Consider the following 24,831-nt stretch of genomic DNA (forward strand, 5'->3'; position numbering starts at 1 on the left):
TGCTGAGGCAGGCAGGGGAACATGCCGCGCAGTTCGGCGTGCGCGTACCGCAGCCAGCGGCGCTCGCAGTGGTAGCCCAGCAAGGCCGACAGCACTGCCAGTGTCACCAACTCGGCATCACTCAACGCAGGGGCGAACCCTAGCCGCGGCCTCCATGGGGCCAGTTCCGGCGCGCTCTTCAGCAGGTCGTCGACCCTCGCATAGAGTGCGGTTGCGAGGGTGGCCAGTTCGGTCGTCACAACCCGAGAATGGACATCCTCGCCCTATCTCCGCAGCTACGCCTTGGACTCATTCATCTAGCCTGGCGTAGCTTGCTCCAAGCACGGTTTGGTCTCCTGGCAGGGGCTTGCTGCTGTAGGGTCTCCGGTCCTGAGGCCTGCCAGCCCTGCGATGCGAACCCGCATCATCGGGGGACGTGGTGCTCTCCCGCTCGGGCTGAGGACATACAGGAGACGATCTTCTCCGATATGGACTGCCCCTACGCCGTTAGCCCAGCTCAACATGTCTGAAGAGCTGAAGAAGCGCACGCTCTCCTAAACCGGTTGTCTTCGAGCCGGTCATCTCCGCATGAAGGAGACCGCGTAGGAAGGCGGCTGGCCGTTCATCGCCTCCGTCAGGTCGTCCTCGGTCAGGCGGAGAGTAAAGGCGTTGCCTGTTTGGTGTGGATCCCAGCCGTGGTCGAGAGCTTTGCGGATGGCCGCCGACACGAGTGCGGGTCGTACGGCCATCGCCCGTTCCCCGAGCCGGGCGTCGGGCCGGGAGCAGGGAAGTAACACCAGGAGAACGCGCCGCGGCCCATCGGTCGGCTCCACCGCGAAGGTCAACGGTCCCCAGCTGTTCGCCTGGCAGTACGTGGGCTTGCGGCGGATCCGCCAGCGGTAGGTGACGCCGTCGACCGTGTTGAGCCGCGAGCCCTTCTTGGGGATCGACATGAGGGCGGCCTCCTGCTCTGTTCCGTCGCTGTTCCGTGGGAGAGGCGAAACCAGTGACAAGTGACGCGAGACGTCCGCAAGCGTAATCCCTGATCAGCGACATGATCGAGCTGTTTTCGCAGGTAGTCAGACATGGGGTCGGAGATCACCCAGATCTACGAGGGCACCAACCAGATCCAGCGCATGGTGATGGCCCGCCAGCTCCTCAAGTAGGCATCCGACCCGCAGAACCCGAGACCGTGGGGGTGCGGTCCCGGGTTTTCGCGGGGGAGGCGGAAGAGCCGCCGGACGGTCGCAACTCGATGGACGGCTCCGCTTCAGGGGTGAGCAAGCACGACCTCGAACTGGTCGACGAATCCCTTCTGCGCTGCCAGGTGACGACGTGGACCGATGGCGAGACGTACGAGCTCCGGCCGAATCGCGCGGGCGCTTCGTCGATCAGGGTTCGCTCGTCGGCCGACTTCGAAGACGCGTTGCGGCGGCTGAGAGCAGAGCTGGAGCGGCAGAACCTGCTGTTGCTCTGCACCAGGTACCGTCGCGATGCGTTCGTCACGTCGAATGAGCGAGGGCCTTTCGTGCTACGTGGCGTCGCCGGGGAACCCGTATCGCCGGAACTGCTCGTCAGTTTTTGAACGGTGTTCAGCCGAGTAGGTGCTTCCGGCAGCGATAGGCGTGGCGGTGATGAGTCGCGAACCCTTTTTTCGGGATCGCCATGAGAGACCTCCTGCCCCGTTCCGTCGCTGTTCCGTGGGAGAGCCGAGAACGGCGGGAGTCGCGCCGCGAGCTGTGGCGACCTTGGATTCTGGGTTTTGTCGGTCAGACGAAGCCTTAGGCGACGAGACGTGTGCCGTGTTCGTCGATGATGTGGCGTTGGCCCGAACCTCCGGCGATGCGGCACCAGCTCTCCACGGTCAGCTGGGTCTGCTCCAGTCGGTAGTTGAAGCCGCCGTACATGCCGGGGACGGCGAACCAGCAGGCCGGGTGCCGTTGCTCGGTGAGTGGTTCCAGTTCGGGCAGGCGTAGCCGGTGTTCGGTGACCAGGTCGTCGGCGCGTTCGTGGATCAGCGCGTGGAAGTGGCGCTGGATCGACCTCAGGGTTTCGGCCGGCAGGTGGTGATGGATGACCGGGGTGAGTGGCGTCAGGAGATGGAGGTGTCCCCGGCGGGTGGCGATGTCGATCGCCCGCTCTCCTTGAGCCGTGCGGAGCGTGCGCCAGGCGCCGCGGGCGGTCAGCCGGTGCACGACGTCGGCGTCGGCGCCGTGCCAGGCGGCCTGATGGAGTGGGGTGTATCCGCTGGTGCCGCCGACTCTGCCGCCGTTGACCCGGTCGGGATGTTCTTCGAGCAGCTCGAAGACTGTGGACCAGGCGCCGTCACGTGCGGCGTCGGCCAGTTTGTCGCGTCCTTCGACCAGCCGGTCCTGGTAGGTCGACCGCAGAGTGACGCCGTCCCACGTCGAAGCCTTGTCCTGGTCCATGCAGCCCCTGTCCGCTCGGTCACGGAGACACACCAAGGTACGTCACGACGCGTCTAGGCTGGAGCTGCTTCCGAGGAGGTGGCCGGGGTGACGTTGACCGAGGTGCTGGCCGAGCTGGCCGGGCTGGAGGATCCCAAGGCGCGCGAGGTGAACGAGAGACACGGCGACGATCACGGCGTGAACCTCGGCAAGCTGCGTGCCCTCGCCAAGCGGCTGAAGACGCAGCAGGAACTCGCGCGCGGCCTCTGGGAGACGGGTGACACCGCGGCGAGGTTGCTGGCGACGCTGGTCTGCCGTCCGAAGGCGTTCGAGCGGGACGAGCTGGACACGATGGTGCGCCAGGCGCGTACGCCCAAGGTGCGCGACTGGCTCGTGAACTACGTCGTGAAGAAGAGTCCGTACGCCGAAGAGCTGCGGGTGGCCTGGTCGGCCGATCCGGATCCGCTGGTCGCCAGCGCCGGGTGGGCGTTGACCGTCGAGCGCGCGGCTAAGAGGCCGGAGGGGCTCGACCTGGTGAGGCTGCTCGACGTCATCGAGGCGGAGATGAAGGACGCCCCCGATCGTCTGCAGTGGGAGATGAACAACTGCCTGGCGCACATCGGGATCGAGCACGCCGAGCACCGCGCCCGTGCGATCGACATCGGCGAGCGCCTGGAGGTGCTCAAGGACTATCCGACCTCGCCGGGGTGCACGTCGCCGTTCGCGCCGGTGTGGATCGCGGAGATGGTACGCCGGGAGCAGGGCGGGGCGGCGGCTCCTTAGACGACGGGCCTCAGGCGGTCTTCATGCTGCTTCGCGCGGGTGTCAGCATGGCTCACCATGGACATCGACGGCTTCCGGGAACTGATCCGCCCATTGGTTCGTGTTCGGCAGTGGTTCGCTGGACGGGTTCGAATACTTCGTGAGCTGGCTCATCGGCCTCGGGCGAGAATCGTTCGAGAAAGTCGCCGACTGCCCCGACCTGCTCATCGAACTGCCTCAGGTGTCACGTTACCTGGATTTCAAGAGGGAATATTCCAGCTCGAAGAGGGCTCGCTCGCGGGACATGCGGCGTCGTCTTGAGGAGGAGTGGCCGGAATTCGAGCTGCCGGCCTACGTCGCGCACGAAGCCTACGAGAGGATCACCGGCTCAGGTTCGGGGGCATTGTACGAGGCCGTTCATGGGCACGGCGTTTTCAGCGGCTTCCCTTTGATTCCGGCGCTCGGCGGCGTCCCGGACGGCGAGCAATGGGATTTCGACGACCCGCGGGAATTTGCGCGGAGAGTGCCGCGCACGGCTCGTCATCGTCAGGCGGGCCCGCCGGCGTTCCTCGCGGCCGCCGTCGCCCTGCCGGTCGGCCGGTGTGGAACCGAAGGCGGGTCTGACGTCGGCGAGCGCGGCCGGCCGTAGTTCGCGCCGGAGCGGCCAGTCGTCGGGCTCCAGGATGCGTATTCGACCATTTTTCGACCTCGCCCGCCGACGGCGGGGACGGGCAACGGGATTCGCCGCCGGAGGGAGCCGGGTTACGGCGTGCGGTCGGTGCCGGCGCTTTCGCGGCTCCAGATCTGCCTGGCGCGGGGGAGGTCCCTGATGGTGCCGCCTTCCGGGATCATGCCCCAGAGGAAGGGGATCAGGTAGGCGGGCGGGCCGCCCAGGAGTTCGGTCAGGTCGTGCTCGGTGACGGCGAGGGTGAACCGGGGGCCCGGTCGTGCGGGGGCCCAGCCCTGTTCGAGTGCGCGGCGGACGCATGCGGCGACGAGCGGCGGGCGGATCGCGATCGTCCGGGCTCCCCGCCAGTTGTCCGGCCGGGCGCAGGGGAGTGACACGAGCAGGACGCGGCCGGGGGCCTCGTCGCGTTCGACGACGAAGGTGAGCGGGGCCGCGGTACTGCCGTCGCCGAAGGCGGGTCGGTGGCTGACCCGCCAGCGGAAGGCGGTGCCGTCGACCATGATGAGCCGCGAGCCCTTCCTGGGCATCGCCATGGGGGCCTCCGGATGCTGCTTTCGCGACAAATGCGTGCGGGTCGGTCGCCAGCGTAGCCCGCCGCCGTCTGCGGGCAGGTGCGGTCCGGGGGAGGTGTGGACCGGTGCGGGGTCTCCGACCGGCCCTCGGTGCGTTCGCCGTCCGTGCGGTTGCGGGACGTGCCGGGGTGCGGGGGTGTGCGGTTGCGGGACGTGCCGGGGGTGCGGGGCGGGGTCAGCCGCTGGTGTCCTCCGAGGGGGTCTCGGGCTTCTGGGAGTTCAGCCAGGTGTGCACGGCCGAGGTGCCGGTGATCCAGAGCGCCGCGAAGCCGCCGGAGGCCGTCGCGCCCGCCATGATGGCGCCCGCGACCGTGCTGCCGTTCCCGGTGGCGAGCAGGCCGGCGACGACACCCACGAGCAGCGCGAGCAGGGCGCCGCTGACCGCCGACCAGATGAGGGTTGCCTTGCTCATTCATGTCCCCTTGCCGTACGGGCTTGTTCGTTGACGTAGGAGTACCAGCGGGACTTGGGGGCGCGTCCGCGCAATTGATCGTTCCGGCCATGATCGCGCTTGCCTCGGACGTATTCGGACGACATCGGATGGATTCGGCTGAGAAGGGCTGAAGGGGCGGATGTGAGTGATGCGCCTGGCACCCCGACAAGACCGACTTATGGCACTATGGCTGCTTATCTCAACGCAACGAGAGGGTGGCGCCTGCCCGCCTTCTCGAAATGCCACTTCCACTCTTAAACCGGACAACGGTGTCCGAACCGGGGCGGCTCATGAAAGATGTCGATCAGGGCGAAGATCACCTTGCTGTGCTCGTGACACGTCTGAACAGATTGCGTGAAATCGAATGCGGAAACCCCTCGCTGAAACGGATCGAAAAAGTCGCGCTCGCCCTTTTGGCCGAAGACCCCGAACGGAACAGATGGTGCCGGCCGTTGCCGAAGTCGACCGTGTCCGACCTGCTGAACGGCAGGTCGCAGAAAGTGCCGGATTTCATGCTGATGCGGACCATCGTCGAGGTGTGTCAGGTGATCGCGGTGAAGTCCGGCATGCCCATCGAGCCCGTGGAGGAGCTGACCGCCGAGTTCAGCGCCCTGTGGCAGGCCGCCAAGGCCGAGGAGGGGGAGGCGGCGCGACGCCGGAACGGGTCGCCGCCCGCCGCCCGGACCGGCGGGGACGTCCTGGAGCCCGCGCCCGGCGAGCAGTCGTCCTGGCGGCCCTCGCCCACGGAGCTGCGGGTTCCGCTGCATTGGGGACGTCTGGGCATGTTCCGGTTGCGCTCGGCGGAGAGGGGTGACGCCAGGGCCGCCCACGAGCTGGCCGTCCTGCTGGCCTGCGAGGCGTGTGGCGCGGGCGGGAAGGAGGCCGAGCACTGGCGGCGGCTGGCCACGTACTGGAACCACCGGGCGCTCGGCGCGGTGCCGGAGGCGGCGGGCTTCCAGCTCCGCGGACGCCGGCTGGTGGTGATGGCCAGGGCGCTGGCCGAGAAGTACGCCGAGGCGGGCAAGCCCAGCTCGACGTACTTCTGGAAGGCCGTGCGGCAGGCGGAGACGTCCGTGCGGACGGTGGAGGCGCGGCAGGAGGCGGAGGTCGGCTGACGCCCCCGGGAGGCCGGCGCGCCTCTTCAAGCCGGCGCCTCCGGAAGATCGACGCGCCCACGGCCGGAGGGTGGTCAGCGGGTCAGGACGCGCACGTTTCCATACGTGCTGCGGGCGAGGATGGTCCTGGAGCTGGACTTCGTGCTCTTGATGTCGGAGTGTTCGGAGCCGTCCGCGCTCTCGACCTTCACCTGGTAGGAGTCCTTCGGCACGCGGACGGTCACGCCGCCCTCGCGCGACTTCAGGTCCAGGTCCGCGGGCGGCGCGGCGAAGGCCAGGGAGATCGAGCCGTCCAGGGTGCGTCCGCGCACGCTGGGCGACCGCAGCCCGACGCCCTGGATCGTGCCGGAGTCGGTCAGCAGGCGCAGCTTGCCCGAGGTGTCCTTGACCTCGATGCGGTCGCCGCTGGAGACGTCGACGTCCTGGGTGAGGCCGTTCAGGATGACGCCGTCGGGGGAGTCGACCGTCAGCCGCACCCCGGCCGGGACCCTCACGTGGTAGCGCGCGCCGCAGTCGCCGACGATGAGGGTGCAGTCGGCGCTGAGCCGCAGCACGCCGTCGCGCAGCGACCAGGAGGGGCTGGTGGACGCCTTGCCGCGCGTCCAGCGCCGCACCTCGACGGCCGGGCTGGTGGCGGGCAGCACCCGCACCCCGCCCAGCGAGGACGTGATCTTCAGTTCGGCCCCCGTGAACGGGAACGTCCGGACGGCGGGCACCTCATCGCTGTCGAAGCGCACACTGCACCCGGTGACCGCCAGGATTGCCACGATTACCAGCAAAAGCCTCATGGAAACGATCGTGGCGAAGCGACGGCGCAGGCCCATCGGCCGTTCGACCGATGGGCCTCCGCCATTCGGCCATTGGACCCGCAACCCCGACGCCCGCGCGCCGGTGAAACGACAGCCCCTACAGCGCCGACAGCAGGGCGTGCACGTGCGGCAGGGGATCGCGCCCCAGCGGCCGGACGACCACCGTCCGCGCACCCGCCGCCCACATGCTCCTGACCTGGTCCGCCGCCTGCTCGGGGGTGCCGGCCGCCATGACGACGTCGTGCGGCGACACGCCCAGGAACGCCGCCTGGTCCCGGACCACGGGATGGGCGAGCCGGTCCGCCTCCTCGCCGATGTGCAGGAAGGTGAAGACGCCCAGCTCGTGGTCGTCGCCCCCGGCGATCCGCTCGACGATGCCGGGCAGCTGCGCCGGGCCGACGCCCTCCGGCACGATCGTGCCCTGCGCGACGCGCCCCGACAGCGCCAGCGAGCGCGGCCCCTTCACGCCCGCCAGGACGGGCGGCGGCACGGCCGGCGGATGCACCAGCGACACGCCGTCGAGGTGCACCGCCTTGCCGTGCAGGGTGACCGTCTCGCCGCGCAGCAGGGCGCGTACGGCCGTGATCGTCTCCTCCAGCAGGGCGAGCGGCGACGGCACGGCGGCGCCCGCCTGGCGCATCCACTCCTGCACGCCGTGCCCGATGCCCGCGGCCAGCCGGCCGGGATGCACCCGGGCCAGGTTGCCGATCTCCATCGCCAGCAACATCGGGTTGCGCAGCGGCGCTGGGGTGATGCCGATGCCGACGCGCAGCCGGGACGTGACGGCCAGCGCGGTGGCCGCCGCGGAGACGCCGCCGGTCCAGCCCAGGTCCTCCACCACCCACAGGTCGTCGACGGCGGTCTCGTCGAGCGCCCGGGCGAACGGGATCAGCTCCTCGGGCGGCAGGTCCCGGTCGAACATCACGCCAAGTCTCACGAAGCCCTCCAGTAGTAGCGGAACAGCCGGCCGACCTCCGAGTATCCGGCACGCAGGAAGGCGTTCGCGGTGGGCGTGTTGCCCACGTCGGTCCCGGCGACGATGCGCCGGACGCCGGCCTCGGCCAGCGTGCGTGTGCCGTGCGCGAGCAGGTCGTCGACGTAGCCGCGGCCGCGGTGCTCGGGCACCACGCCGATGTAGGCGATGGAGTGGTCGTCGGGCGCGACCAGGCCGACGGGCGAGCCGCCGAGGTGGCCGATGACGAACCAGTCGGGCTTGGCCTTGCGGTTGACCAGGTCGTCGTACATCCAGCGGGCCTCCTGCGCGGCGCCCGCGGTGGCCAGCTCGACCTGGGTGTCGTGGTCGAGTGAGCCCTCGGAGATGCGCATGAGCAGGGCGAGCACCTCGTCCGGATGCAGGTCGCGGGCCGGCCGGTACGTCAGCCGGCCCGGATCCGGCGGCACGTCGGTGCCGGCCGTCCAGGCGAGCGTCAGCCGTTCGACCTCCATGACGAACCCGGCCTCGGTCAGCGCCTCGTGCTCCACCGCGCGGTCCACGACCGGGGTCAGGCCGGGCGGGAGCGAGATGTCGTGCATGATCTTCCCCAGGCCCGTCTCGCGCAGGCCGCGGCGCAGCAGCGCGGCCGCCGCCGCGGGGTCGGGGCCGGGCTCGAACTGCCAGACGATCACCGGGTCCGCGCCCGCGAAGGGGGCCCAGAACGCCAGGCGCGCCCGCCCTTCCGCGAAACACCACTCCGGCCGGGTCCTGCCCTCGGCGAAGGCCGCGGCGAGCTGGGAGCGGGCAGGCTCGGGGAACTCATCGAACAACGTGCGGGCCTCCGGACGTGAGAGGGATCTTCCCGCGAGCCTACGAGCCGACGGCTCCGGGAAGATGTGCCCTCAATGACATCACGTCCATGATCCGGGCCGAACGCCGTCAGGCGGCCGGATCGAGGGCGGCACGGGCCTCGCCGAGCGAGGTGCTGGTCTCGAAGTGCCGGTCGAGATTGGTGATCGTCAGCAGGTGGCGGAGCATGCCGGGCCCGAGGACGAGGATCATGCGTCCTCTCATGTCCTGGACGTGGCTGAGCGTCGCCACCAGGACGCCGAGGCCCACCGAGTCGCAGAAGGGCACCTCGGTCAGGTCCATCACCAGATTGAACGGATCAGCCGCCGCCAGCGCCTGATCGAGTTCGGCGCGAAGCCGAGGAGCGCCCGCCACGTCGAGATCGCCGACGACGTGCAGGACGGTGCAGGGGTCCTCCCGCCATGACTTGACCACCATGACAATCACGTGCCCTGGCTTTACCTAGTTATGCCTATTTCTTGCATATGTTCTCCATGGCGGTCTTGGTGGTCGGCGTGGCGCTCGGCTTGCTCGCCGGGGTGTCGGGCTGCTTGAGTTTCTTGATCTTCGGCTGGTCGCTGCCGGCGATCACCTCGACGCCCTCGACGTCGGCCTGCCGCAGCTCCGCCCCCGGGATGACGGACGCCACCAGGCGCGCGGCCGCCTCCTGGCCGGCGGCGTACCGCACGAGGGTCTGCTTGTGGTCCTTCTTTCCGGTGTTGCCCGGCTCGCCGGGCACCTTGAACCCGGAGGCCACCAGCGCCGACTTGGTACGCGCCCCCAGCCCCGTGATGAGCGTGCCGTTCATGACCTTGACCGTGACGCTCTCCGGCGGGACCACGGTCTTCACCGGCGACGGCGTGGCCGTCTTGGTCGGCACGGGCTTGGCGAGGTCCTGGTCGGCGTCGATGCGGCGGAACATGTCGCGGGCCGCCGGCCGGTCCCACAACACCGCCGACTCGCCGGTCGGGGCCTTGAAGTCGACGTTCGCGAGCGGCACGTCGGCGAAGCGGACGTCCTCCAGCGAGACGTCGCGCAGCTGGGTGGCCAGCCCGATCAGCCCGTCGTCGGGGTCGACCTTCACCGTGCTCAGCGTGGAGTTGACGAACGCGGCGAGCTTGGCCGGGTTGGCCAGCGTGTCGGCGCTCAGCGCCCGGTTGAGCAGCGCGGAGATGACCTGCTGCTGCCGGTCGATGCGGTCGAGGTCGGAACGGGCGGTGGCGCGGGTGCGGGCGTAGCCGAGCGCCTGGGCGCCCTGGAGCTGGTGGGTGCCCGCGAGCAGGTTGAGGCCCGTCTTGGGATCGTTGATCGGGATGGGCGTGCAGACGGTGACGCCGCCGAGCGAGTCGACCACGTCGATGAAGCCGAGGATGTTCACCTCGATGTAGCGGTTGATCTCCAGCCCGGTGGCGGCCTTGACGGTCTGCATGGTGAGCTTCGGCCCGCCGAACTGGTAGGCCGAGTTGATCTTGTGATCGCCCTTGCCGGGGATCGTCGTCCAGGTGTCGCGCGGCAGGCTCACGACGGTGACGCGCTGGTGGTCCTCCGACAGGTGGATGACCATCATCGTGTCGGTGCGCTGGCCGGACTCGCGGCCCAGCTTGAGCTGGTTCTGCTGCTGCCGGGTCAGGTCGTCGCGCTTGTCGACGCCGACCAGCAGGATGTTCTCGGCCCCCTGGGACTTGGGGGCGGTCACGCCCGCGTCGACCGTGCCGATCTGGCGCGGGGTCGCCCACACCACGCCGGTGGTGACCAGGATGCCCGTGGACAGCAGGCCGGCGACGATCACGTTGCGGCGGCGGGCCTTGGCGCTCCGCACGGGCCTGCGTGGACGGGTGGCAGGAGTGAGCTTGACGCCGCCGTAGGCGTCGCCGCCCACCAGCACGCCGCCGTCCTCCTCGCCCGCTTCGCGCATGCCCTCCTCCTCGGATCCGCCGGGGACACCGGGGCTTTCGATTGCCCTTCTCCCCTGGTCGTACAGTAGCGTGAGCCCCGCCATGAAGCAGTTCCCCGACTCGCCGCACGCGCCCGCGGAGACGCGCGGCTGGCCCCCCATCTCCGTCGTCATGCCGGTCCTCAACGAGGAGCGGCACCTTCGCGAGGCCGTCGACCAGGTCCTCGCCCAGAGCTACCCCGGTGAGATCGAGGTCGTCCTCGCCGTGGGTCCGTCCCAAGACCGCACCCAGGAGGTCGCCGACGCCATCGCGGCGGCCGACCGCCGGGTGACCGTGGTGCCCAACCCGACCGGTCGCACGCCCAACGCGCTCAACGCCGCCATCGCCGCCGCACGCAACGGCATCATCGCCAGGGTCGACGGGCACGCCATGCTGCCCTCCGACTACCTGCGCGTCGCCGTCGAGACGCTGGCCGAGACCGGCGCCGACAACGTGGGCGGCGTCATGGCGGCCGAGGGCGTCACACCGTTCGAGCAGGCCGTGGCCTGCGCCATGACCTCCAAGATCGGCGTCGGCGCCGCGGCCTTCCACGTGGGCGGCACCGCGGGCCCGGCCGACACCGTCTACCTCGGCGTGTTCCGCCGCTCGGCGCTCGACCGGGTCGGCGGCTACGACGAGCACTTCCAGCGGGCTCAGGACTGGGAGATGAACCACCGCATCCGCCAGACCGGCGGGCTGGTCTGGTTCCAGCCGCGGATGCGGGTCACCTACCGTCCGCGGCCCAACGTCAGGGCGCTGGCCAAGCAGTACTTCCACTACGGCCGCTGGCGGCGCGTGGTCGCGCGCACCCACGAGGGCACGATCAACCTGCGTTACCTGGCGCCGCCCGCCGCGGTGCTGGCCATGGCGCTGGGGCTGGTGCTGTCGCCGTTCCTCCCGCTCACGCTCGTCGTCCCCGGCGGCTACGCGCTGGCCATCGTGGCCGGCTCGGCGGTCACCGGCAGCGGGCTCCCGGGCGCGGTCAAGCTGCGGCTGCCTCTCGTCTACGCCGCCATGCACGTCTCGTGGGGGTGGGGCTTCCTCACCAGCCCGCGGAGGTTGTCCAGGCCGCCACACTGATCACGAGCCCGCGAAGACCCGCTCGACGGCCGCGTCGAAGCGGGTCAGCGCGTCCGGGTACTCCGGCCCGAGCAGGTAGCTCCTGAGCTTGATCCTGGCTCGGGCCAGGGTGTCCTCACCGTCCAGGAAACCGGCGAGGGCCGCGAGGTCCTCGCCGAGGAGCACCCCCGCCTCGGTGCTCGGGTAGCGCTCGTGGAAGGCGCGCTCGGGCAGCCCGGCGACGTTCGTCACGGCGTACGGCTTCTCGCTGGCCAGGAAGTCGGCCACGACGCTGGAGATGTCGCTGATCAGCAGGTCGCACTCGTTGAAGCAGTCGTACAGGTGCGGACTGTCGCCGGTGACGATCAGGTGCCTGATCTCCGGCGCCCCGCCGGGGCTCGACGGATGCCTGGCCTTCGACTTCGCCAGCTCGGCCGCCTCGATCATCGACACGATCCTGCGGTGCGCCCGCGCGGCGCTCTTGTCGCGGTGGCCGGTCAGCGGGTGCGGCTTGTAGATGATCCGCAGCTGCGGGTCGTGGTCCAGCAGGGCGCGCACGATGCGCGGGCCCATGGTGATCAGCGACGTGTGGAACAGGTCGTCGTTCCAGCCCTCCCAGGTGGGGGCGTAGAGCACGGTCCGGTACGGCAGCCCGGGGCCCTCGGTCGAGATGCCTTCGAGCTGCGGGCGGCCGACCTCGTGGATGCTCTCGTCCCGGACGCCCACGCGGGCGCGCCGGTAGCGGTCGCGACCGGCCGGCCCGGCCACCCACACCTCGTCGTACACCCGCGAGAACGGGTTGAACGACGCCTCCTTGTCGCTGTCGCCGTGGTTGAGGAACACGCTGCGCAGGGTCGGGATGCGCAGCATGTGGACGTTGCGGCCGACGTTGGAGACGTACAGGCAGAGCTTGGCGCCGAACAGGGCGCGGAAGCTCATCAGGTCGGCCGAGGACGGGATGCAGACCATCGGCAGCGTGGTCGACTCCAGGTGCCTGGCCATGCCGCGCTCGCGCAGCACGACGATGGCCCGCCTGCCGATGCGCTCCAGGGTGGGCAGCCACATCCTGGCCTGGTAGGCGGCGGCCGTCGCGCCGGAGAAGTACAGGATGACCTCCGGGTCGTAGGCCCTGACCTGCTCGCCCACGACCTCCAGCACCCTCGCCCGGTCACCGAGCGGCCGGGTGCGGCGCACGTACGGGAGGAGCGCCAGCACGCCCGCCACGCCGAGCAGCAGCGCCACGCCCGCGCCGGCCGCCCCGGCCGCCGCGCCGAACGTCGCGCCGAGCACCGGCAGGGCGTCGAGCCCGAGGAAGCGCACGCCGCGGTGGCCGCCCAGGAACGGGGGCGGCATCTTGGGGATGCGCAGCGCGGACACGTCGAGGTTGCGGGTGGTCACCGGCATGCTGCTCAGCGTCTGCCGCAGGCGGATGGCCAGGCACGAGTGCGCGGCCCGCGCGCCGTGCAGCGCGAACAGCCCGGCGGCCAGCGCCACGAACCACGGCGAGTCGGCTCCCGACACCCGCGCCACCAGCAGCAGCGCGGCCGTCTCCCTGGCCGCGAAGCGCAGCGTGGTCCCCAGGTGCATCCGGCCGAGCAGCTCGATCAGCCCGCCGTCCAGGCGTCCCGCGGCGAACTCGATGGCGTAGGAGACCACGGCGACCAGCCCGAACAGCAGCGGCGCCGGCCACAGCGCCGACGCCAGCAGGACGGGGTAGCAGCCGAGCAGCGCGCCGATCGCCAGCAGTCTTCTCATGCGACCGCACGGTAACAACCCGCAGGTCAAGGGCCTTCCACGCGAACGTCTACGACATGCCCGGACACGTCAGGAGATGGACCCCCTGATCGCGAAGAGCTGCTCGGCGATCCGCAGGTCGTCCGGATGGGTGACCTTGATGTTGCGCTCGCTGCCGGGGACCAGGTGGATGGGCACCTCGGGCAGGTAGCGCAGCACCACGCCGCAGTCGTCGGTGGCCGGGCGCTCGGCGAAGCCCGGGTCGGCCAGGGCCCGCTCGTACGCCTCGCGGATCACCGAGAGCCGGAAGCACTGCGGCGTCTGGCTGCGGCGCAGCCGCGAGCGGTCGAGGACCTCGCCGATCACCTCGCCGTCCGGGCCGGGCACGGCCACCAGGACCGTGTCGGAGCTCGGGATCGCCACGTTGACGGCCCGGTGGGTACGCAGCGCCGCCACGCACTCGGTGATGATCCGCGGCTCCAGAAGGGGCCGTACGGCGTCGTGCAGCAGCACGTCGCACTCCTGCGTGCCCAGCGCCCGCAACGCCCGCCACGTGCTCTCCGTACGGCTCCGGCCGCCCTCCACGATCTGGGTGACCTTGCGGTGGCCGCCGTTCGCCACGATCTCCTTCACCCGGTCGGTGTAGCCGGGCGTCATCAGCACCACGATCTCGTCGATCTCCGGCGCCTGCTCGAACACCGCGATCGAGTGCTCCAGAATCGTCCGCCCGGCTACTTCGATGAGTTGTTTGGGTATCTCATGTCCGACCCGCTGCCCCACGCCTCCCGCGAGGAGCACTCCGACCGACCGCAGCGCTGCATCCATGTCGGCAGCGTAACGGTCCTGTTCCGTGATATCGCGCGCCCCTGTCGCTACGCTGTGTCCACGCACTCCCTACCGGGAGGAGACCTGCGCTTTGCCCGACTCACTCACCCGCGAGGGCACGACCACCTCGGTGGTGCTGCTCGCCACGACCCCGGCGTGCCGGCTCTCCTGCGCCGACGGCACGCTGCTCGACCGGCTGAGCGACCAGTTCGCCGCGCTTCCCGTCCGTGACGTCCAGGTGGTGACGCCCGGTGGCGGGCTCGGGGCCGACCTGCGCGGGGTGGCCAAGATCGCCCGGGTCTCCTCGGGCACGGTCGTGGTGCTCCCCGCCGACCTCGTCGCCCACACCGAGGCGCTCGCGCTGCTGCTCGAACATCCCGCGCGCGACACCGGGGCGCTGGTCTCCCACGACGACGCCGCCGCCCCGATGCGGCCGCCCGTACGCGTCGAGTCCGGCCGGGTGGTCGCCGCCGGCAGCTCGTTCCACACCGTCCCGGAGGCCAACGCCACCTTCAGGGGCGTGCTCCAGACCGGCGAGGCCGACCTGGCGTCCCTGGCCGACCTCGCCGAGGAGCTGGCCGAGCTGGCCGACCTGGGCAAGCTCGGCCCGGTCACCCCCGTCGAGGCGGTCGACCTGCTGCTGGTGGGCCTGGTCAGAGCCGGCGTACGGGTGCGCGCCGCCTCGATCGGCCCGCTGCACGCCGACCGCGTGACCGGCCAGCACGCCGCCGACAGCGCCCTGACCAGGCTCGCCGAGGTCGACGAGGCCAGGGTCCGGCTCGACACCTCGGTCAAGGAGGACGACGGCTTCTTCGCCACGTTCTTCGTCTCGACCTGGTCGCGCCACCTGATCAGGCCGGCCGTCAGTCTCAAGCTCACCCCCAACGCCGTCACCGGCGTCTCGATCGGCCTGGCCGCGCTGGCCGCCGTCTGGTTCTCGGCCGGCACCCAGGCCGGGCGGGCGGCCGGGGGCGCGCTGTTCCTGATGTCGTTCGCGCTCGACTGCCTCGACGGGCAGCTCGCCCGCTACACCCGCACGTTCTCCCCGCTCGGCGCCTGGGCCGACGGCATGGCCGACCGGCTGAAGGAGTACCTGGTCTACGTCGGGCTCGCCTTCGGCTACGGCGGGACCGCGATCTGGTACCTGGCCGCCGCCGCGATGATCACGCAGGTCGTCCGCCACTCCATCGACTACTCCTACGCCGGGGCGGTGGCCGACGCGGGCCGCGTCGGCGCGCTGTGGGCCAGGCCCGCCCGGTCGCTGCTGGAGCCGGCCGACGCGCGGCACGCCCACGGGATGCTCGGGCTCGCCCAGCGGCTGGAGCGCGACTCGCTCGCCCGCTGGCTCAGGAAGATCGTCGTGCTGCCCATCGGCGAGCGGACGGTGCTGATCGCCGTCACCGCCGCCGTGTGGGACGCCAGGGTGACGTTCGTGGCCCTGCTGTGCTGGGGCGGGGTCGCCGCCCTCTACCAGCTCGCCGGGCGCCTCGCGAGGTCGGCGCGGTGAGGGTCGCCGGGGCCGGCGTGCCGAGGGCGGCGGTTCGCCGGATCGGGAGGTGGGCAGCGTGATCTCCGTGCACATGACCCCCGTGCCAGAGAGCAAGGTCGTCGCCTACCGCGACGACGGGCCGCTCTCGCGCGCGATGGGCCTGCTCGTGGCCGGGCAGCTTCCGCCGCTGCCGCCGGTGATCGCCGGCACGTTCGTCACCGGCGTGCTGCTGCTGATCGGCGTGGCCGGGTCCGACGGGCTCGCGGTGTTCGCGCCCGCCGTGACGCTGCTGCTGGCCGGGCCGGGCAGCACCCACCCGCACGACGGCCGCTTCGACTGGCTCGTGCCGCCGATCCTGCGGCTCATCGAGTACAGCTTCGTCGCCGCCTGTGGCTTCGCTCACGGGCTGCCGCCGGTGCTGACCTTCCTGCTGCTCGGCGCGCTCGCCTTCCACCACTACGACCTGGTCTACCGGCTGCGCCAGCGCGTCTACCCGCCAGCCTGGCTCTCGACGCTCGGCCTCGGCTGGGACGGCCGGATGATGGCGGTCTCCCTGGCCGCCCTGGCCGGCTGGATGACCGCCGGGTACGTGCTGCTGACCCTCTACCTGTGGGCGCTGTTCGGCTGGGAGAGTGTCACGTGCTGGCTGGCCGCGCCCCGATCGGGCGCCGAGGCGAGCGAGATGGGAACGCAAGACTAACGCCGGATTACCCGCGAAGGGGCCAAAGGCAACTAACCTTTGGGCACACGTAGTCATGCTCGACCGAGGAGTGCACGTTGCTGGGAATGGTTCTGGCCGCCGGGGCCGGACGACGCCTGCGGCCGTACACCGACACGCTGCCCAAGGCGCTCGTGCCGGTTGACGGCGAAACCACGATCATGGACATCTCGCTGCGCAACCTCGCCGAGGTGGACCTGCGGGAGGTCGTGGTCGTCGTCGGTTACGCGGCGCAGGCCGTGCACGACCGCAAGGAGGAGCTGGAGAGGCGCCACGGCGTCAAGCTCACCCTCGTGCACAACGACAAGGCCGAGGAGTGGAACAACGCCTACTCCCTGTGGTGCGCCCGCGACTACTTCGCCCAGGGCGTGCTGCTGGTCAACGGCGACACCGTCCACCCCGTCTCGGTCGAGAAGACGTTGCTGGCCGCCCCTGAGACGAGCGACGTCCTGCTCGCGGTCGACGACGTCAAGAAGCTGGCCGACGAAGAGATGAAGGTGACCCTCTCCCCGGAGGGCTCGCTGCGCCGCATCACCAAGCTGATGGACCCGGCCGAGGCGTACGGCGAGTACATCGGCGCCACGCTCATCAGGCCCGGCGCGGCCGAGCGGCTGGCCGACGCGCTCAGGACGACGTTCGAGCGCGACCCCCAGCTCTACTACGAGGACGGTTACCAGGAGATGGTCGAGCGCGGTGAGGCGATCCACGTCGCGCCCATCGGCGACGTCGACTGGGTCGAGGTGGACAACCACGACGACCTGGCCAAGGCTCGCACCATAGCCGTTCGCTACTAGAGGGAGCGCGCATGCCGCTTCTAGCGAGGATGCTGCCGGCGCCCCTGACCATGGAGGTCAGGCGTGGCGCCGTCGCCGAGCTCGGCGCCCTGCTGGCCGACAGCCGCGTGGCCACCTCCGGCCGGGTGGCCGTGGCCGTCGGGCCCGGCCAGGGCGACCACATCGAGCGCCTGATCGCCCCCACCCTCGACGAGGCCGAGGTGTTCAGGGTCAGCGACGGGTCGGTCGAGGCGGCCGTCTCACTCGGCGCCGACCTGCGCAAGGGCGCCTACGAGGTCGTCGTCGGGGTCGGCGGCGGCAAGACGATCGACGCGACGAAGTACGCCGCCTCCCTCGCGGGCATCCCGATGGTGGCCGTGGCCACCAACCTCTCCCACGACGGCATCTGCTCGCCCACCGCCTCCCTCGTCTACGAGGGGGGCAAGGGCACGTTCGGCGTGCCGATGCCGCTGGCCATCCTGGTCGACCTCGACTTCGTGCACAACGCGCCCAAGTCGCTGGTCAGGGCCGGCATCGGCGACGTCGTCAGCAACCTGTCGGCGATCGAGGACTGGCAGCTCGGCAGCGTCGAGCGCGGCGAGCCCATCGACGGCCTGGCCTGCTCGATGTCCCGCACCGCCGCCGAGGCGCTGGTCGGCCGGAGCGACGGCATCGAGTCCGACGCGTTCCTGACCGTCCTGGCCGAGTCGCTCATCCTGTCCGGCATGTCGATGGTCGTCGCCGGGTCGTCGCGGCCCGCGAGTGGTGGAGATCATGAGATCCTTCATGCCGTGGATCAGCTCTTCCCCGGCACCTCCAACCACGGCGAGCTCGCCGGCATAGGTGCCGCCTTCTGCTTCTTCCTGCGGGAGGACGCCGCCAGGGTGGCCCAGGTCGTCGACTGCCTGCGCCGGCACGAGCTCCCGGTCGTGCCCGCCGACATCGGGCTGACCGGCGAGCAGTTCGCCGAGGTCGTCGCGCTGGCGCCGTCGACCCGTCCCGGCCGTTACACGATCCTGGAGCACCTGCGCATGCAGGACTCCGAGATCCGCGATCGGGTGGGGGACTATGTCCGGGCCTTCGGTAGCTGAGCTGCGGCGGGTCGCCCAGCCCGAGGGCCATCTCGACCGCAGGAACGGCGAGCACTGGGCAGGCGTGCTCTACATGCGCCGGCTGTCCATCTACGTCACGTGGCTGACGAGCAAGACGTCGATCACGCCCAACCAGCTCACCTGGGTGATGACGGTCGTCGGGGTGGCGGCGGGCTTCGTGCTGGCCCTGCCGGGGCTGTGGGCGGCCGTGCTGGCCGCCCTGCTCGTCCAGGTCTACCTGCTGCTCGACTGCTCCGACGGCGAGCTGGCCCGCTGGACGGGCAAGACGTCGCCGGCCGGGGTCTACCTCGACCGCGTCGGGGCCTACTTCACCGAGGCCGCCGTGCTGGCCGGGCTCGGCTGGCGGGCCTCGGCCGTCCTGCCCGACTGGTACACCGTGCTCGGCTTCGCCGCCGCGCTCGGCGCCATCCTCATCAAGGCCGAGACCGACCTGGTGGAGGTGGCGCGGGCCAAGGGCGGGCTGGGCGCGTCCTCCGAGGCGTCGGCGGTGCAGTTCCGTTCGGGGCTGCTCGGTCTGGGCAGGAGGGTGCTGGCGGCGACGAAGTTCCATCGGATCATGCAGCCGATCGAGCTGTCACTGCTCGCGGTGGCGGCCGCGGTGATCGACCTGGCGACCGGCACGCTCGGGGCCTCCCGCGTGCTCATCGTGGCCTGCGCGATCGCCGCCGCGCTGCAGACCGTGCTCCATCTGATCAGCATTATGGCGTCGAGGCGGCTTGGGTGATCTCATGTCGGAACCGGAGGAGCTTCCCGTCCGTCGTATTGATCGGACGTCCGCCGTTCGGTGGGGGTTCACCATCGGTTCCGATACGCTTAGCTCCACCATTGTCAACAAGATGCAGACCAGCAGACTCGGTGATCATGAAAGAATGCTCCGCTCGTGTCCTCAACGCGTCAGGACGATGACCCGTTGAAGATCTCGTGCGTCATCCTCACCATGGGCAACCGGGTCGCGGAGCTGAACCGGGCCGTCGAGTCCGCGCTCCACCAGGTCGACGGCGACGTCGAAGTGGTGATCGTGGGCAACGGCGCCGACGTGCCCCAGGTGTCGGCCACGCCACCCGAGGGCTCGGCCGCGGTCGTGAAGACGATCCGGCTCGACCACAACACCGGCATTCCCGCCGGCCGTAACCGCGGCGTCGAGGAGTGCTCCGGCGACGTCGTGCTGTTCCTCGACGACGACGGCTGGTACGCCAACCAGAAGGTCGTCGCCCACGTGCGCGACCGGTTCGCCACCGAACCCGACCTCGCGGTGATCTCCTTCCGGGTGATGGACCCCGAGGGCGGCGTCGGCCAGCGGCGGCACGTGCCCCGGCTGCGCGCGGGCGACCCGCAGCGCTCCTCGCCGGTCACCACGTTCCTCGGCGGCGCCTCGGCCGTGCGGCGTTCGGCCTTCCTCCAGGTCGGCGGCCTGCCGGAGCGGTTCTTCTACGCGCACGAGGAGACCGACCTGGCCTGGCGCCTGCTGGGCGAGGGCTACCGGATCGAGTACGACGCCGAGACCGTCATGTACCACCCGCAGGTCCCGCCGACCCGCCACGCGCAGTTCTACCAGCTCAACGCCCGTAACCGGGTCTGGCTGGCGCGGCGCAACCTGCCGTGGCCGCTGGCGTTCCTCTACCTGACCAACTGGGTGGTGCTCACCTTGATCCGCGAGCGCCGTTCGGGGGTCGCGATCAAGGCGTGGTTCTCCGGCTTCTTCGAGGGGCTGCGCACGCCGGCGGGCGAGCGCCGTCCGATGGCCTGGCGCACCGCCTGGCGCATGGTCAAGCTCGGCCGCCCGCCGATCGTCTAGACCGCCTCCGCCTCGCCGAAGGTCATCGAGGCATGGGAGACGGTCGAGGCGAACAGCGCCCGCCTGGGCAGCCCCAGCTCGCTGAGCTCCTTGGCGATGGGGTGGTTGCCCAGGCGGATCAGCGCGCCGCCCGGCCGCACGCGCGTGCCCCCGGCCCGTACGGACCAGGGGATGCGCCGGGTGACGCCCTCCAGATGGGTGAAGGCGTCGAGCGGCGCCATGGCGGCCGGCGCCGGCACGCCGGGCCTGATCAGCAGGTCGAGCACGAGCCTGCCGTCCTTGCGCAGCACACACCGCTTGTACGGCGACCCGAGCCGCAGCTCGATGTCGGCCAGCTCCTTGGGGAAGCCCCAGATCGTCCGCCCCGCCTCCAGCGTGAACCGCTGGTCGACGGGCAGCCAGTGGACGAAGACGCCCGCGCCGCGCAGGTCACCGAGCCCGACCGAGCCGGCCGCCCCCGGCCGCCGGATCAGGAAGGCCATCCCGAACTCGTGGTAGGTGTCGAGGTCGCCCCTGCGGTAGTCGACGAACAGCAGCACGCACACGGCCTTGCCGGGGAACACCTCGGCCACGTCGAGGCCGGAATAGGCGATCACCGCCCGCGCCGCGTCGGCCCGCACCGCGTAGAAGGCGCTGCAGACCTCCGCGTCCTCCACTCGCACAGGCATGCCCACCGTCCGGCCCTGGATCAGATGCGATGCCATGGGTCCAGTACATCAACCCGGGAGCCCGCTGGCCATTCCTACACCGCCAGCGCGTGTTCGGGCAGGCCCGCCCACGACTCGGCCAGCCTGACGAAGTCCGCCGCCCGGTCGGGCCAGTGGTGGCGCAGCCGGGCCTCGGCGTGCCCGACCGCGCCCAGGTCGGCCCGCCGCACGGGGTCCTCCTTGAGGTCCAGGACGGCGTCCAGCAGCGCGTCCACGTCCCGGGGCACCACCAGGCCGCAGCCGACGGCCCGCACCAGCGAGGCGGCCTGCGGGGTGGCGATCACCGGCAGGCCGCGGCCCATGTAGTCGAGGATCTTCGTGGGCGGCTCGGTCACGGTGTCGGCGGCCAGGGACAGCCCGGCCAGCGCGCCCTCGGACATGCGCAGGGCGTGCCGGTTGGGCACGTACCCGAACCAGTCGAGCAGGCCGACGCGCTGGGCGTCGCGCAGCAGCGGGCGCACGTCGCGGTCGGCGGCGCCGATGAGGTCCATCCGGATGCCGTGCGGCGCCAGGCGTCCGGCCAGGGCGATCAGCTCGGCCACGCCGCGCTCGGCCGACAGGCGGCCGATGTGCACGACCCTGGTGTCGCCGGGAGGGGGCGGGCTGGGCGACACCAGGGTCGCTTCGGGCACCTCCGCGGAGGTGATCACGTGGTGCCGCCTTTCCGCGCGAGCCCGCCGCCTGGGCGAGACGTCCTCGCGGACGTCCCAGACGACCCGAGGGCGCCGGTGGGGCAGCGCGCGCAGCAGCCGGTGGTCGTGCACGATCAGCAGGTCGGCGTCCCGCACGCCGCGCCTGAGCGCCGCGCGGGCCTTCCCGTACGGGGCCTGCCGGGCGACGTCGACGGCGGTGAGCCCGACGGCCGGGGTGACGTTGTAATAGGTGAACGGCGCGACGTAGGTCACCTCGTGGCCCGCGTCGAGCAGCGCCCTGATCTGCCGGTGCATGATCCGGGCGTCCTCGGGATGATGGACGGTGGTGGCGACACATGCGCGCATGCGTCGATGCTCCGCGCCCACCAGGTCAAGGGCGTTAACTCAGGTGGAAGGGCCGCTTAACTTCCAGAGGGGCGGCGATAGAGCCAGGTCAGGCGGGGTTCGAGCACCCACTTGAAGACCGTGCGCGTCTCCGGCAGGCACAACACGATCGCCAGTGCGAACGAGCTGCACGCGATGGCGAGCACGCCGAGCGGCCCGTGCAGCCACGGCAACGCCAGCCAGCCCTGGTCTTTGGCGATCAGGACGGGGATGCCGTGGAGCAGGTAGCAGTAGAGCGTGCGGGTGCCGAGGTCGGAGTACCAGGTCTCGCCGCGCGGCACCAGCGCCAGCACCGCGAAGGACATCGCCAGGGCGCAGACCAGCAGCCCGGCCTTGAGCAGCAGGCCCATCCACCAGGACAGGTCCATGTCCTGGAAGCTGTTCTTGAAGTAGAACGGCGCGAGCGGCGCCTTGGGCGCGATGACGATGGCCACGGCCGCCGCGCAGAGCAGCGTGACCCCCGAGACGATCTTGATCCACAGCTTGTTGAGCATCTCGAAGTGCTCGGGCTGCATCACCAGGCCGATCACGAAGAACGGCAGCAGGCCGAAGAAGCGGTCCATGCTGAAGTCGCCCGCGATCTGCGAGAACCCGGCGAACATGTAGATCACGATGGCCACCGGGACCGGGTGCTTCATCCGCTTCCACACCGGTGTGGACAACCGCCAGAACAGCAGCGCCAGCAGGTACCAGTTGAGCCACGCCGGATCGATGATCGTGAGGCTCCACTTCTGGCCGAGCCCGTAGCGGACGGCGGCGTAGCCGATCTCCACGATCACGTACGGCACGACGAACGTGTCGACGAGCTTGTTCGTCTTCGCGTTGGAGTTCCAGAAGTTCCTGGACAGGTAGCCACTGATCAGCACGAACAGCGGCATGTGGAACATGTAGATGTAGATGTAGAGCGCTCTGGAGGAATGGGCCGAGAGCGTGGGCACCAGCGAGTGACCCAGCGGCACCAGCGCGATCAGGATGAACTTGACGTTGTCGAGGTAGGGGTCGCGCCGGCGCTTGGGCGGCTCGGGCTCCTCGGCGGGCTCCTGCCGCTCCTCGGGGCGCTCGGCCGTCGCGATGCCGTGAGGGTCGGTCTGGTTGCCCCAGGCGGACTCTTGGGGCAGGGGCCAGCGAGCTCCAGTGTTCGCCGGCCCGCCTTCCTCGACGGGGCCGTCAGGGCTCCGCGGGGTCGTGACCGGTGGGGAGAACTTTGTGTCAGACACTGGGGAGCTCAGCTTCGCTAGGGGCCGGGGTGCACGACGCAACTCTGACATTTCATGCTTACAACCGCCTTAACAGCGGCCGTGTCGCGCTGCGTCGCCGACCCGCAAACATTATCCCGATCTAGTGGTCCCTGTCTCACGAGAGGTCCGGTTCCACAGGGAACTTGGAGCCTCAGGTGCACACGTTCTTCTGGTCGGCGGCGGTGATGGTGCTGTTGTTCACGCTGTCAGGAAGCTTGGTCACCTTGACCGACTTGAAGTCGGCGCCGACGACGAGCTGGATCACCGGGGCGCCCTTGCCGCCCGCGCCGGCGGCCGTGCCGGTGGTGCCGGAGGTGTAGGGCTGCGGGTTGGTCGCGGTGACCTTGCCCGCCGTGGGAGCCGGCTTGGGCAGCACCGCGCCCGACAGCACGGCCGCGTAGTCGGCGCCGGTGGCGGCGCCCTTGGCGTAGTGGATCTCGCTGGAGGGCAGGCTGGCGCCGTCGGCGGCCTGGTAGTTGCCCACGCCGACCACGTTGAAGCCCTGCTTGGCCAGCTCGTCGGCCACCAGGCGGGCCTTGCCCGGCGTGGTGGTGCCGTTGAGCACCTGGACCTTCACCTGCTCGGGCTTCGGCGTGACCTTGGGCTTGGTGCTCGCGCTGGCGCTCGGCGAGGGGCTCGCGACCTCGGTGTCGCTGATGATCGAGGCCCACAGCGCGGAGGCGTCGGGCTCCTTCCAGATCACCCGGTTGGTGTTCTGGGGGTCGGGCAGCCACGGGATCGTGGTGAGCTGCACGCCGCCCGCGGTCAGCTCCTTGGCGCTGGTGGCGATGTCGATGAGCTGCTGGGTGTCGTTGGCCAGCTCGGGGTCCATGGTGACCGAGCCCGCCGCCGCCTTGATGAAGCCGGTCAGCTTGCCGATGTCGGTGAGCAGCTCGCTGCTCGTGGCCTTGGCGATGACCTTGCTCAGGAAGATCTGCTGGCGCTTGATGCGCTGGATGTCGCTGCCGTCGCCGTAGTGGCGCAGACGTACGTAGCCGAGCGCCTTCTCGCCGTTGAGCAGGCTCTTGCCCGGAGGCAGGACGAGATGGGACGCCTTGTCGTTGACGCCGGACTTGAGGCAGATCTCGATGCCGCCCAGGGCGTCGACGATGTTCTTGAAGCCGCTGAAGTCGACCTCGACGAAGTGGTTGATGCGGATCTGGGTGAGCGTCTCGATCGTGGAGATCGTGCACGCGATGCCGCCGGAGTTGTACGCCGAGTTGATCATGTCCCGGCGGGGCGGCATCTCGGCCTTGGTGGTCTCGTTCTTGCACTTCGGGATCTGCACCATCGAGTCGCGCGGGAAGCTGATCAGGCGCGCCTTGTCCCGGTTGGGGGAGATGTGCATGACGATGATCGTGTCGGTGCGCTTGCCGCCCGCGTCGGCCGTCCTGGCGAGCTGCTGGCCGTATTTGGAGTTGCCCTTGCCCGCGCGGGTGTCGGAGCCGACGAGCAGCACGTTGAGCGCGCCCGTGTCGCGCGGACGCGGGTTGATGATGTCCTCTTTGACGCTCTTCTGGGTGATGTTGCCGAAGGCGTCGCGGTAGACGGTGTAACCGGTCAGCGCGCCGGCCACCATGACCGTGGTGGCGGCGATGCTGACCCAGGCCAGCACCCGCATCTTGCCCTGACCGCCGCCGTCGCCGCGGTGGCCGCGCGTGGGCCGGTCGTCGGGCGGGGGAGGCGGGGCGCCCGCGGCCCTTCGCGCCATCCGGCTGCCCGGAGCGCTGGGGGCGACCCTGGCGTCCTGGACGGACGCGCTCCTGTAGTCACTCATACGCCCCCTAGCCTCGTTCCTTGCGCCAACGCGCCGGCTTGGTCGCTCCGCGCCACGAGATTAGGTCACGTACGGCGTGCCCGG

Annotated in this window: 26 protein-coding genes and 1 pseudogene; 11 read left to right on the forward strand and 16 right to left on the reverse strand. The window is 70.4% G+C overall.

Translation table 11 applies throughout. The annotated features are described in order from the left end of the window. Window positions 1-185, reverse strand: a pseudogene (locus ABZ444_RS00005) (IS982 family transposase); the annotation flags it as partial. Window positions 186-557: 372 nt separating this feature from the next. After that, window positions 558-932 (reverse strand): hypothetical protein, encoded by a 375-nt coding sequence (locus ABZ444_RS00010; protein ID WP_357990371.1) that lies wholly within the window; start codon window positions 930-932, stop codon window positions 558-560. Between the two features lie 323 nt (window positions 933-1,255). Here ABZ444_RS00010 and ABZ444_RS00015 point away from each other — a divergent pair, with 323 nt between their 5' ends. Continuing rightward, complete coding sequence (locus ABZ444_RS00015) at window positions 1,256-1,564, forward strand: hypothetical protein (RefSeq protein WP_357990374.1); 309 nt, start codon at window positions 1,256-1,258, stop codon at window positions 1,562-1,564. A 196-nt stretch (window positions 1,565-1,760) separates the two neighbouring features. Here the strand turns inward: ABZ444_RS00015 and ABZ444_RS00020 are convergent, their stop codons facing one another. Continuing rightward, window positions 1,761-2,408, reverse strand: a complete 648-nt coding sequence (locus ABZ444_RS00020) for an ankyrin repeat domain-containing protein (protein ID WP_357990377.1) — start codon at window positions 2,406-2,408, stop codon at window positions 1,761-1,763. 78 nt (window positions 2,409-2,486) lie between these two features. Between ABZ444_RS00020 and ABZ444_RS00025 the strand changes: the two genes are divergently transcribed. After that, window positions 2,487-3,170: a DNA alkylation repair protein gene (locus ABZ444_RS00025; RefSeq protein ID WP_357990379.1), complete on the forward strand. Its 684-nt coding sequence runs from the start codon at window positions 2,487-2,489 to the stop codon at window positions 3,168-3,170. Between the two features lie 100 nt (window positions 3,171-3,270). After that, window positions 3,271-3,798 carry a DUF4240 domain-containing protein gene (locus ABZ444_RS00030; RefSeq protein WP_357990382.1) on the forward strand — a complete coding sequence of 176 codons (528 nt, stop codon included), beginning with the start codon at window positions 3,271-3,273 and terminating at the stop codon, window positions 3,796-3,798. Between the two features lie 113 nt (window positions 3,799-3,911). Here the strand turns inward: ABZ444_RS00030 and ABZ444_RS00035 are convergent, their stop codons facing one another. Then, on the reverse strand, window positions 3,912-4,370 hold the full coding sequence (locus ABZ444_RS00035; RefSeq protein WP_357990385.1) for a hypothetical protein: 459 nt from the start codon (window positions 4,368-4,370) through the stop codon (window positions 3,912-3,914). Between the two features lie 214 nt (window positions 4,371-4,584). Beyond that, window positions 4,585-4,821, reverse strand: a complete 237-nt coding sequence (locus ABZ444_RS00040) for a hypothetical protein (protein WP_357990388.1) — start codon at window positions 4,819-4,821, stop codon at window positions 4,585-4,587. A 473-nt stretch (window positions 4,822-5,294) separates the two neighbouring features. On the opposite strand from ABZ444_RS00040, the gene ABZ444_RS00045 reads away from it, so the two are divergent. Then, complete coding sequence (locus ABZ444_RS00045; RefSeq protein WP_357990390.1) at window positions 5,295-5,957, forward strand: hypothetical protein; 663 nt, start codon at window positions 5,295-5,297, stop codon at window positions 5,955-5,957. Window positions 5,958-6,031: 74 nt separating this feature from the next. Here the strand turns inward: ABZ444_RS00045 and ABZ444_RS00050 are convergent, their stop codons facing one another. The 5 genes from ABZ444_RS00050 to ABZ444_RS00070 all read right to left on the reverse strand — a co-directional run bounded on the left by ABZ444_RS00050 (window position 6,032) and on the right by ABZ444_RS00070 (window position 10,464). Further along, the gene (locus tag ABZ444_RS00050) at window positions 6,032-6,745 is read right to left on the reverse strand and encodes a DUF4097 family beta strand repeat-containing protein (protein ID WP_357990393.1); all 714 of its coding nucleotides are present in this window, start codon (window positions 6,743-6,745) and stop codon (window positions 6,032-6,034) included. A 118-nt stretch (window positions 6,746-6,863) separates the two neighbouring features. Next, complete coding sequence (locus tag ABZ444_RS00055; RefSeq protein WP_357990396.1) at window positions 6,864-7,703, reverse strand: LLM class flavin-dependent oxidoreductase; 840 nt, start codon at window positions 7,701-7,703, stop codon at window positions 6,864-6,866. Next, complete coding sequence (locus ABZ444_RS00060) at window positions 7,700-8,530, reverse strand: GNAT family N-acetyltransferase (protein ID WP_357990399.1); 831 nt, start codon at window positions 8,528-8,530, stop codon at window positions 7,700-7,702. The genes ABZ444_RS00055 and ABZ444_RS00060 overlap by 4 nt, the downstream gene beginning before the upstream one ends. Before the next feature lie 109 nt (window positions 8,531-8,639). Beyond that, on the reverse strand, window positions 8,640-8,987 hold the full coding sequence (locus ABZ444_RS00065; RefSeq protein WP_357990402.1) for an STAS domain-containing protein: 348 nt from the start codon (window positions 8,985-8,987) through the stop codon (window positions 8,640-8,642). Between the two features lie 34 nt (window positions 8,988-9,021). Further along, a complete protein-coding gene (locus tag ABZ444_RS00070; RefSeq protein WP_357970144.1) occupies window positions 9,022-10,464 on the reverse strand; it encodes an LCP family protein in 1,443 nt (480 codons plus the stop codon). A gap of 82 nt (window positions 10,465-10,546) precedes the next feature. Between ABZ444_RS00070 and ABZ444_RS00075 the strand changes: the two genes are divergently transcribed. Beyond that, window positions 10,547-11,563: a glycosyltransferase family 2 protein gene (locus ABZ444_RS00075; RefSeq protein ID WP_357990405.1), complete on the forward strand. Its 1,017-nt coding sequence runs from the start codon at window positions 10,547-10,549 to the stop codon at window positions 11,561-11,563. On the opposite strand, the gene ABZ444_RS00080 is transcribed toward ABZ444_RS00075, so the two are convergent. Together ABZ444_RS00080 and ABZ444_RS00085 are read right to left on the reverse strand one after the other, a co-directional pair. After that, window positions 11,564-13,297: a CDP-glycerol glycerophosphotransferase family protein gene (locus ABZ444_RS00080; protein ID WP_357990408.1), complete on the reverse strand. Its 1,734-nt coding sequence runs from the start codon at window positions 13,295-13,297 to the stop codon at window positions 11,564-11,566. A gap of 69 nt (window positions 13,298-13,366) precedes the next feature. Then, on the reverse strand, window positions 13,367-14,101 hold the full coding sequence (locus ABZ444_RS00085) for an IspD/TarI family cytidylyltransferase (RefSeq protein WP_357990411.1): 735 nt from the start codon (window positions 14,099-14,101) through the stop codon (window positions 13,367-13,369). A gap of 91 nt (window positions 14,102-14,192) precedes the next feature. On the opposite strand from ABZ444_RS00085, the gene ABZ444_RS00090 reads away from it, so the two are divergent. The 6 genes from ABZ444_RS00090 (at window position 14,193) to ABZ444_RS00115 (ending at window position 19,988) form a co-directional block, all read left to right on the forward strand. Further along, window positions 14,193-15,608, forward strand: a complete 1,416-nt coding sequence (locus tag ABZ444_RS00090; RefSeq protein WP_357990414.1) for a CDP-alcohol phosphatidyltransferase family protein — start codon at window positions 14,193-14,195, stop codon at window positions 15,606-15,608. 58 nt (window positions 15,609-15,666) lie between these two features. Further along, window positions 15,667-16,290, forward strand: a complete 624-nt coding sequence (locus ABZ444_RS00095) for a DUF5941 domain-containing protein (RefSeq protein ID WP_357970156.1) — start codon at window positions 15,667-15,669, stop codon at window positions 16,288-16,290. A 77-nt stretch (window positions 16,291-16,367) separates the two neighbouring features. Further along, window positions 16,368-17,102, forward strand: coding sequence for a phosphocholine cytidylyltransferase family protein (locus ABZ444_RS00100; RefSeq protein ID WP_357990416.1), 735 nt, complete (start codon window positions 16,368-16,370; stop codon window positions 17,100-17,102). 29 nt (window positions 17,103-17,131) lie between these two features. Beyond that, window positions 17,132-18,172 (forward strand): iron-containing alcohol dehydrogenase family protein, encoded by a 1,041-nt coding sequence (locus tag ABZ444_RS00105; protein ID WP_357970668.1) that lies wholly within the window; start codon window positions 17,132-17,134, stop codon window positions 18,170-18,172. After that, window positions 18,150-18,917 carry a CDP-alcohol phosphatidyltransferase family protein gene (locus tag ABZ444_RS00110; protein ID WP_357990419.1) on the forward strand — a complete coding sequence of 256 codons (768 nt, stop codon included), beginning with the start codon at window positions 18,150-18,152 and terminating at the stop codon, window positions 18,915-18,917. Before ABZ444_RS00105 ends, ABZ444_RS00110 begins: the two co-directional genes overlap by 23 nt. A gap of 186 nt (window positions 18,918-19,103) precedes the next feature. Further along, complete coding sequence (locus tag ABZ444_RS00115; RefSeq protein ID WP_357990422.1) at window positions 19,104-19,988, forward strand: glycosyltransferase; 885 nt, start codon at window positions 19,104-19,106, stop codon at window positions 19,986-19,988. Here the strand turns inward: ABZ444_RS00115 and ABZ444_RS00120 are convergent. The 4 genes from ABZ444_RS00120 to ABZ444_RS00135 all read right to left on the reverse strand — a co-directional run bounded on the left by ABZ444_RS00120 (window position 19,985) and on the right by ABZ444_RS00135 (window position 24,747). Beyond that, window positions 19,985-20,692 (reverse strand): acetoacetate decarboxylase family protein, encoded by a 708-nt coding sequence (locus ABZ444_RS00120; RefSeq protein WP_357990424.1) that lies wholly within the window; start codon window positions 20,690-20,692, stop codon window positions 19,985-19,987. The genes ABZ444_RS00115 and ABZ444_RS00120 overlap by 4 nt on opposite strands. A 38-nt stretch (window positions 20,693-20,730) precedes the next feature. After that, on the reverse strand, window positions 20,731-21,693 hold the full coding sequence (locus ABZ444_RS00125) for a glycosyltransferase (RefSeq protein ID WP_357990427.1): 963 nt from the start codon (window positions 21,691-21,693) through the stop codon (window positions 20,731-20,733). A gap of 56 nt (window positions 21,694-21,749) precedes the next feature. Further along, window positions 21,750-22,949 (reverse strand): acyltransferase family protein, encoded by a 1,200-nt coding sequence (locus tag ABZ444_RS00130; RefSeq protein ID WP_357990430.1) that lies wholly within the window; start codon window positions 22,947-22,949, stop codon window positions 21,750-21,752. A 172-nt stretch (window positions 22,950-23,121) separates the two neighbouring features. Next, window positions 23,122-24,747 carry an LCP family protein gene (locus ABZ444_RS00135; RefSeq protein ID WP_357990433.1) on the reverse strand — a complete coding sequence of 542 codons (1,626 nt, stop codon included), beginning with the start codon at window positions 24,745-24,747 and terminating at the stop codon, window positions 23,122-23,124. Window positions 24,748-24,831: the final 84 nt, after the last annotated feature.

This window comes from Nonomuraea sp. NPDC005730 (assembly GCF_040630865.1).
GTDB lineage: Bacteria > Actinomycetota > Actinomycetes > Streptosporangiales > Streptosporangiaceae > Nonomuraea.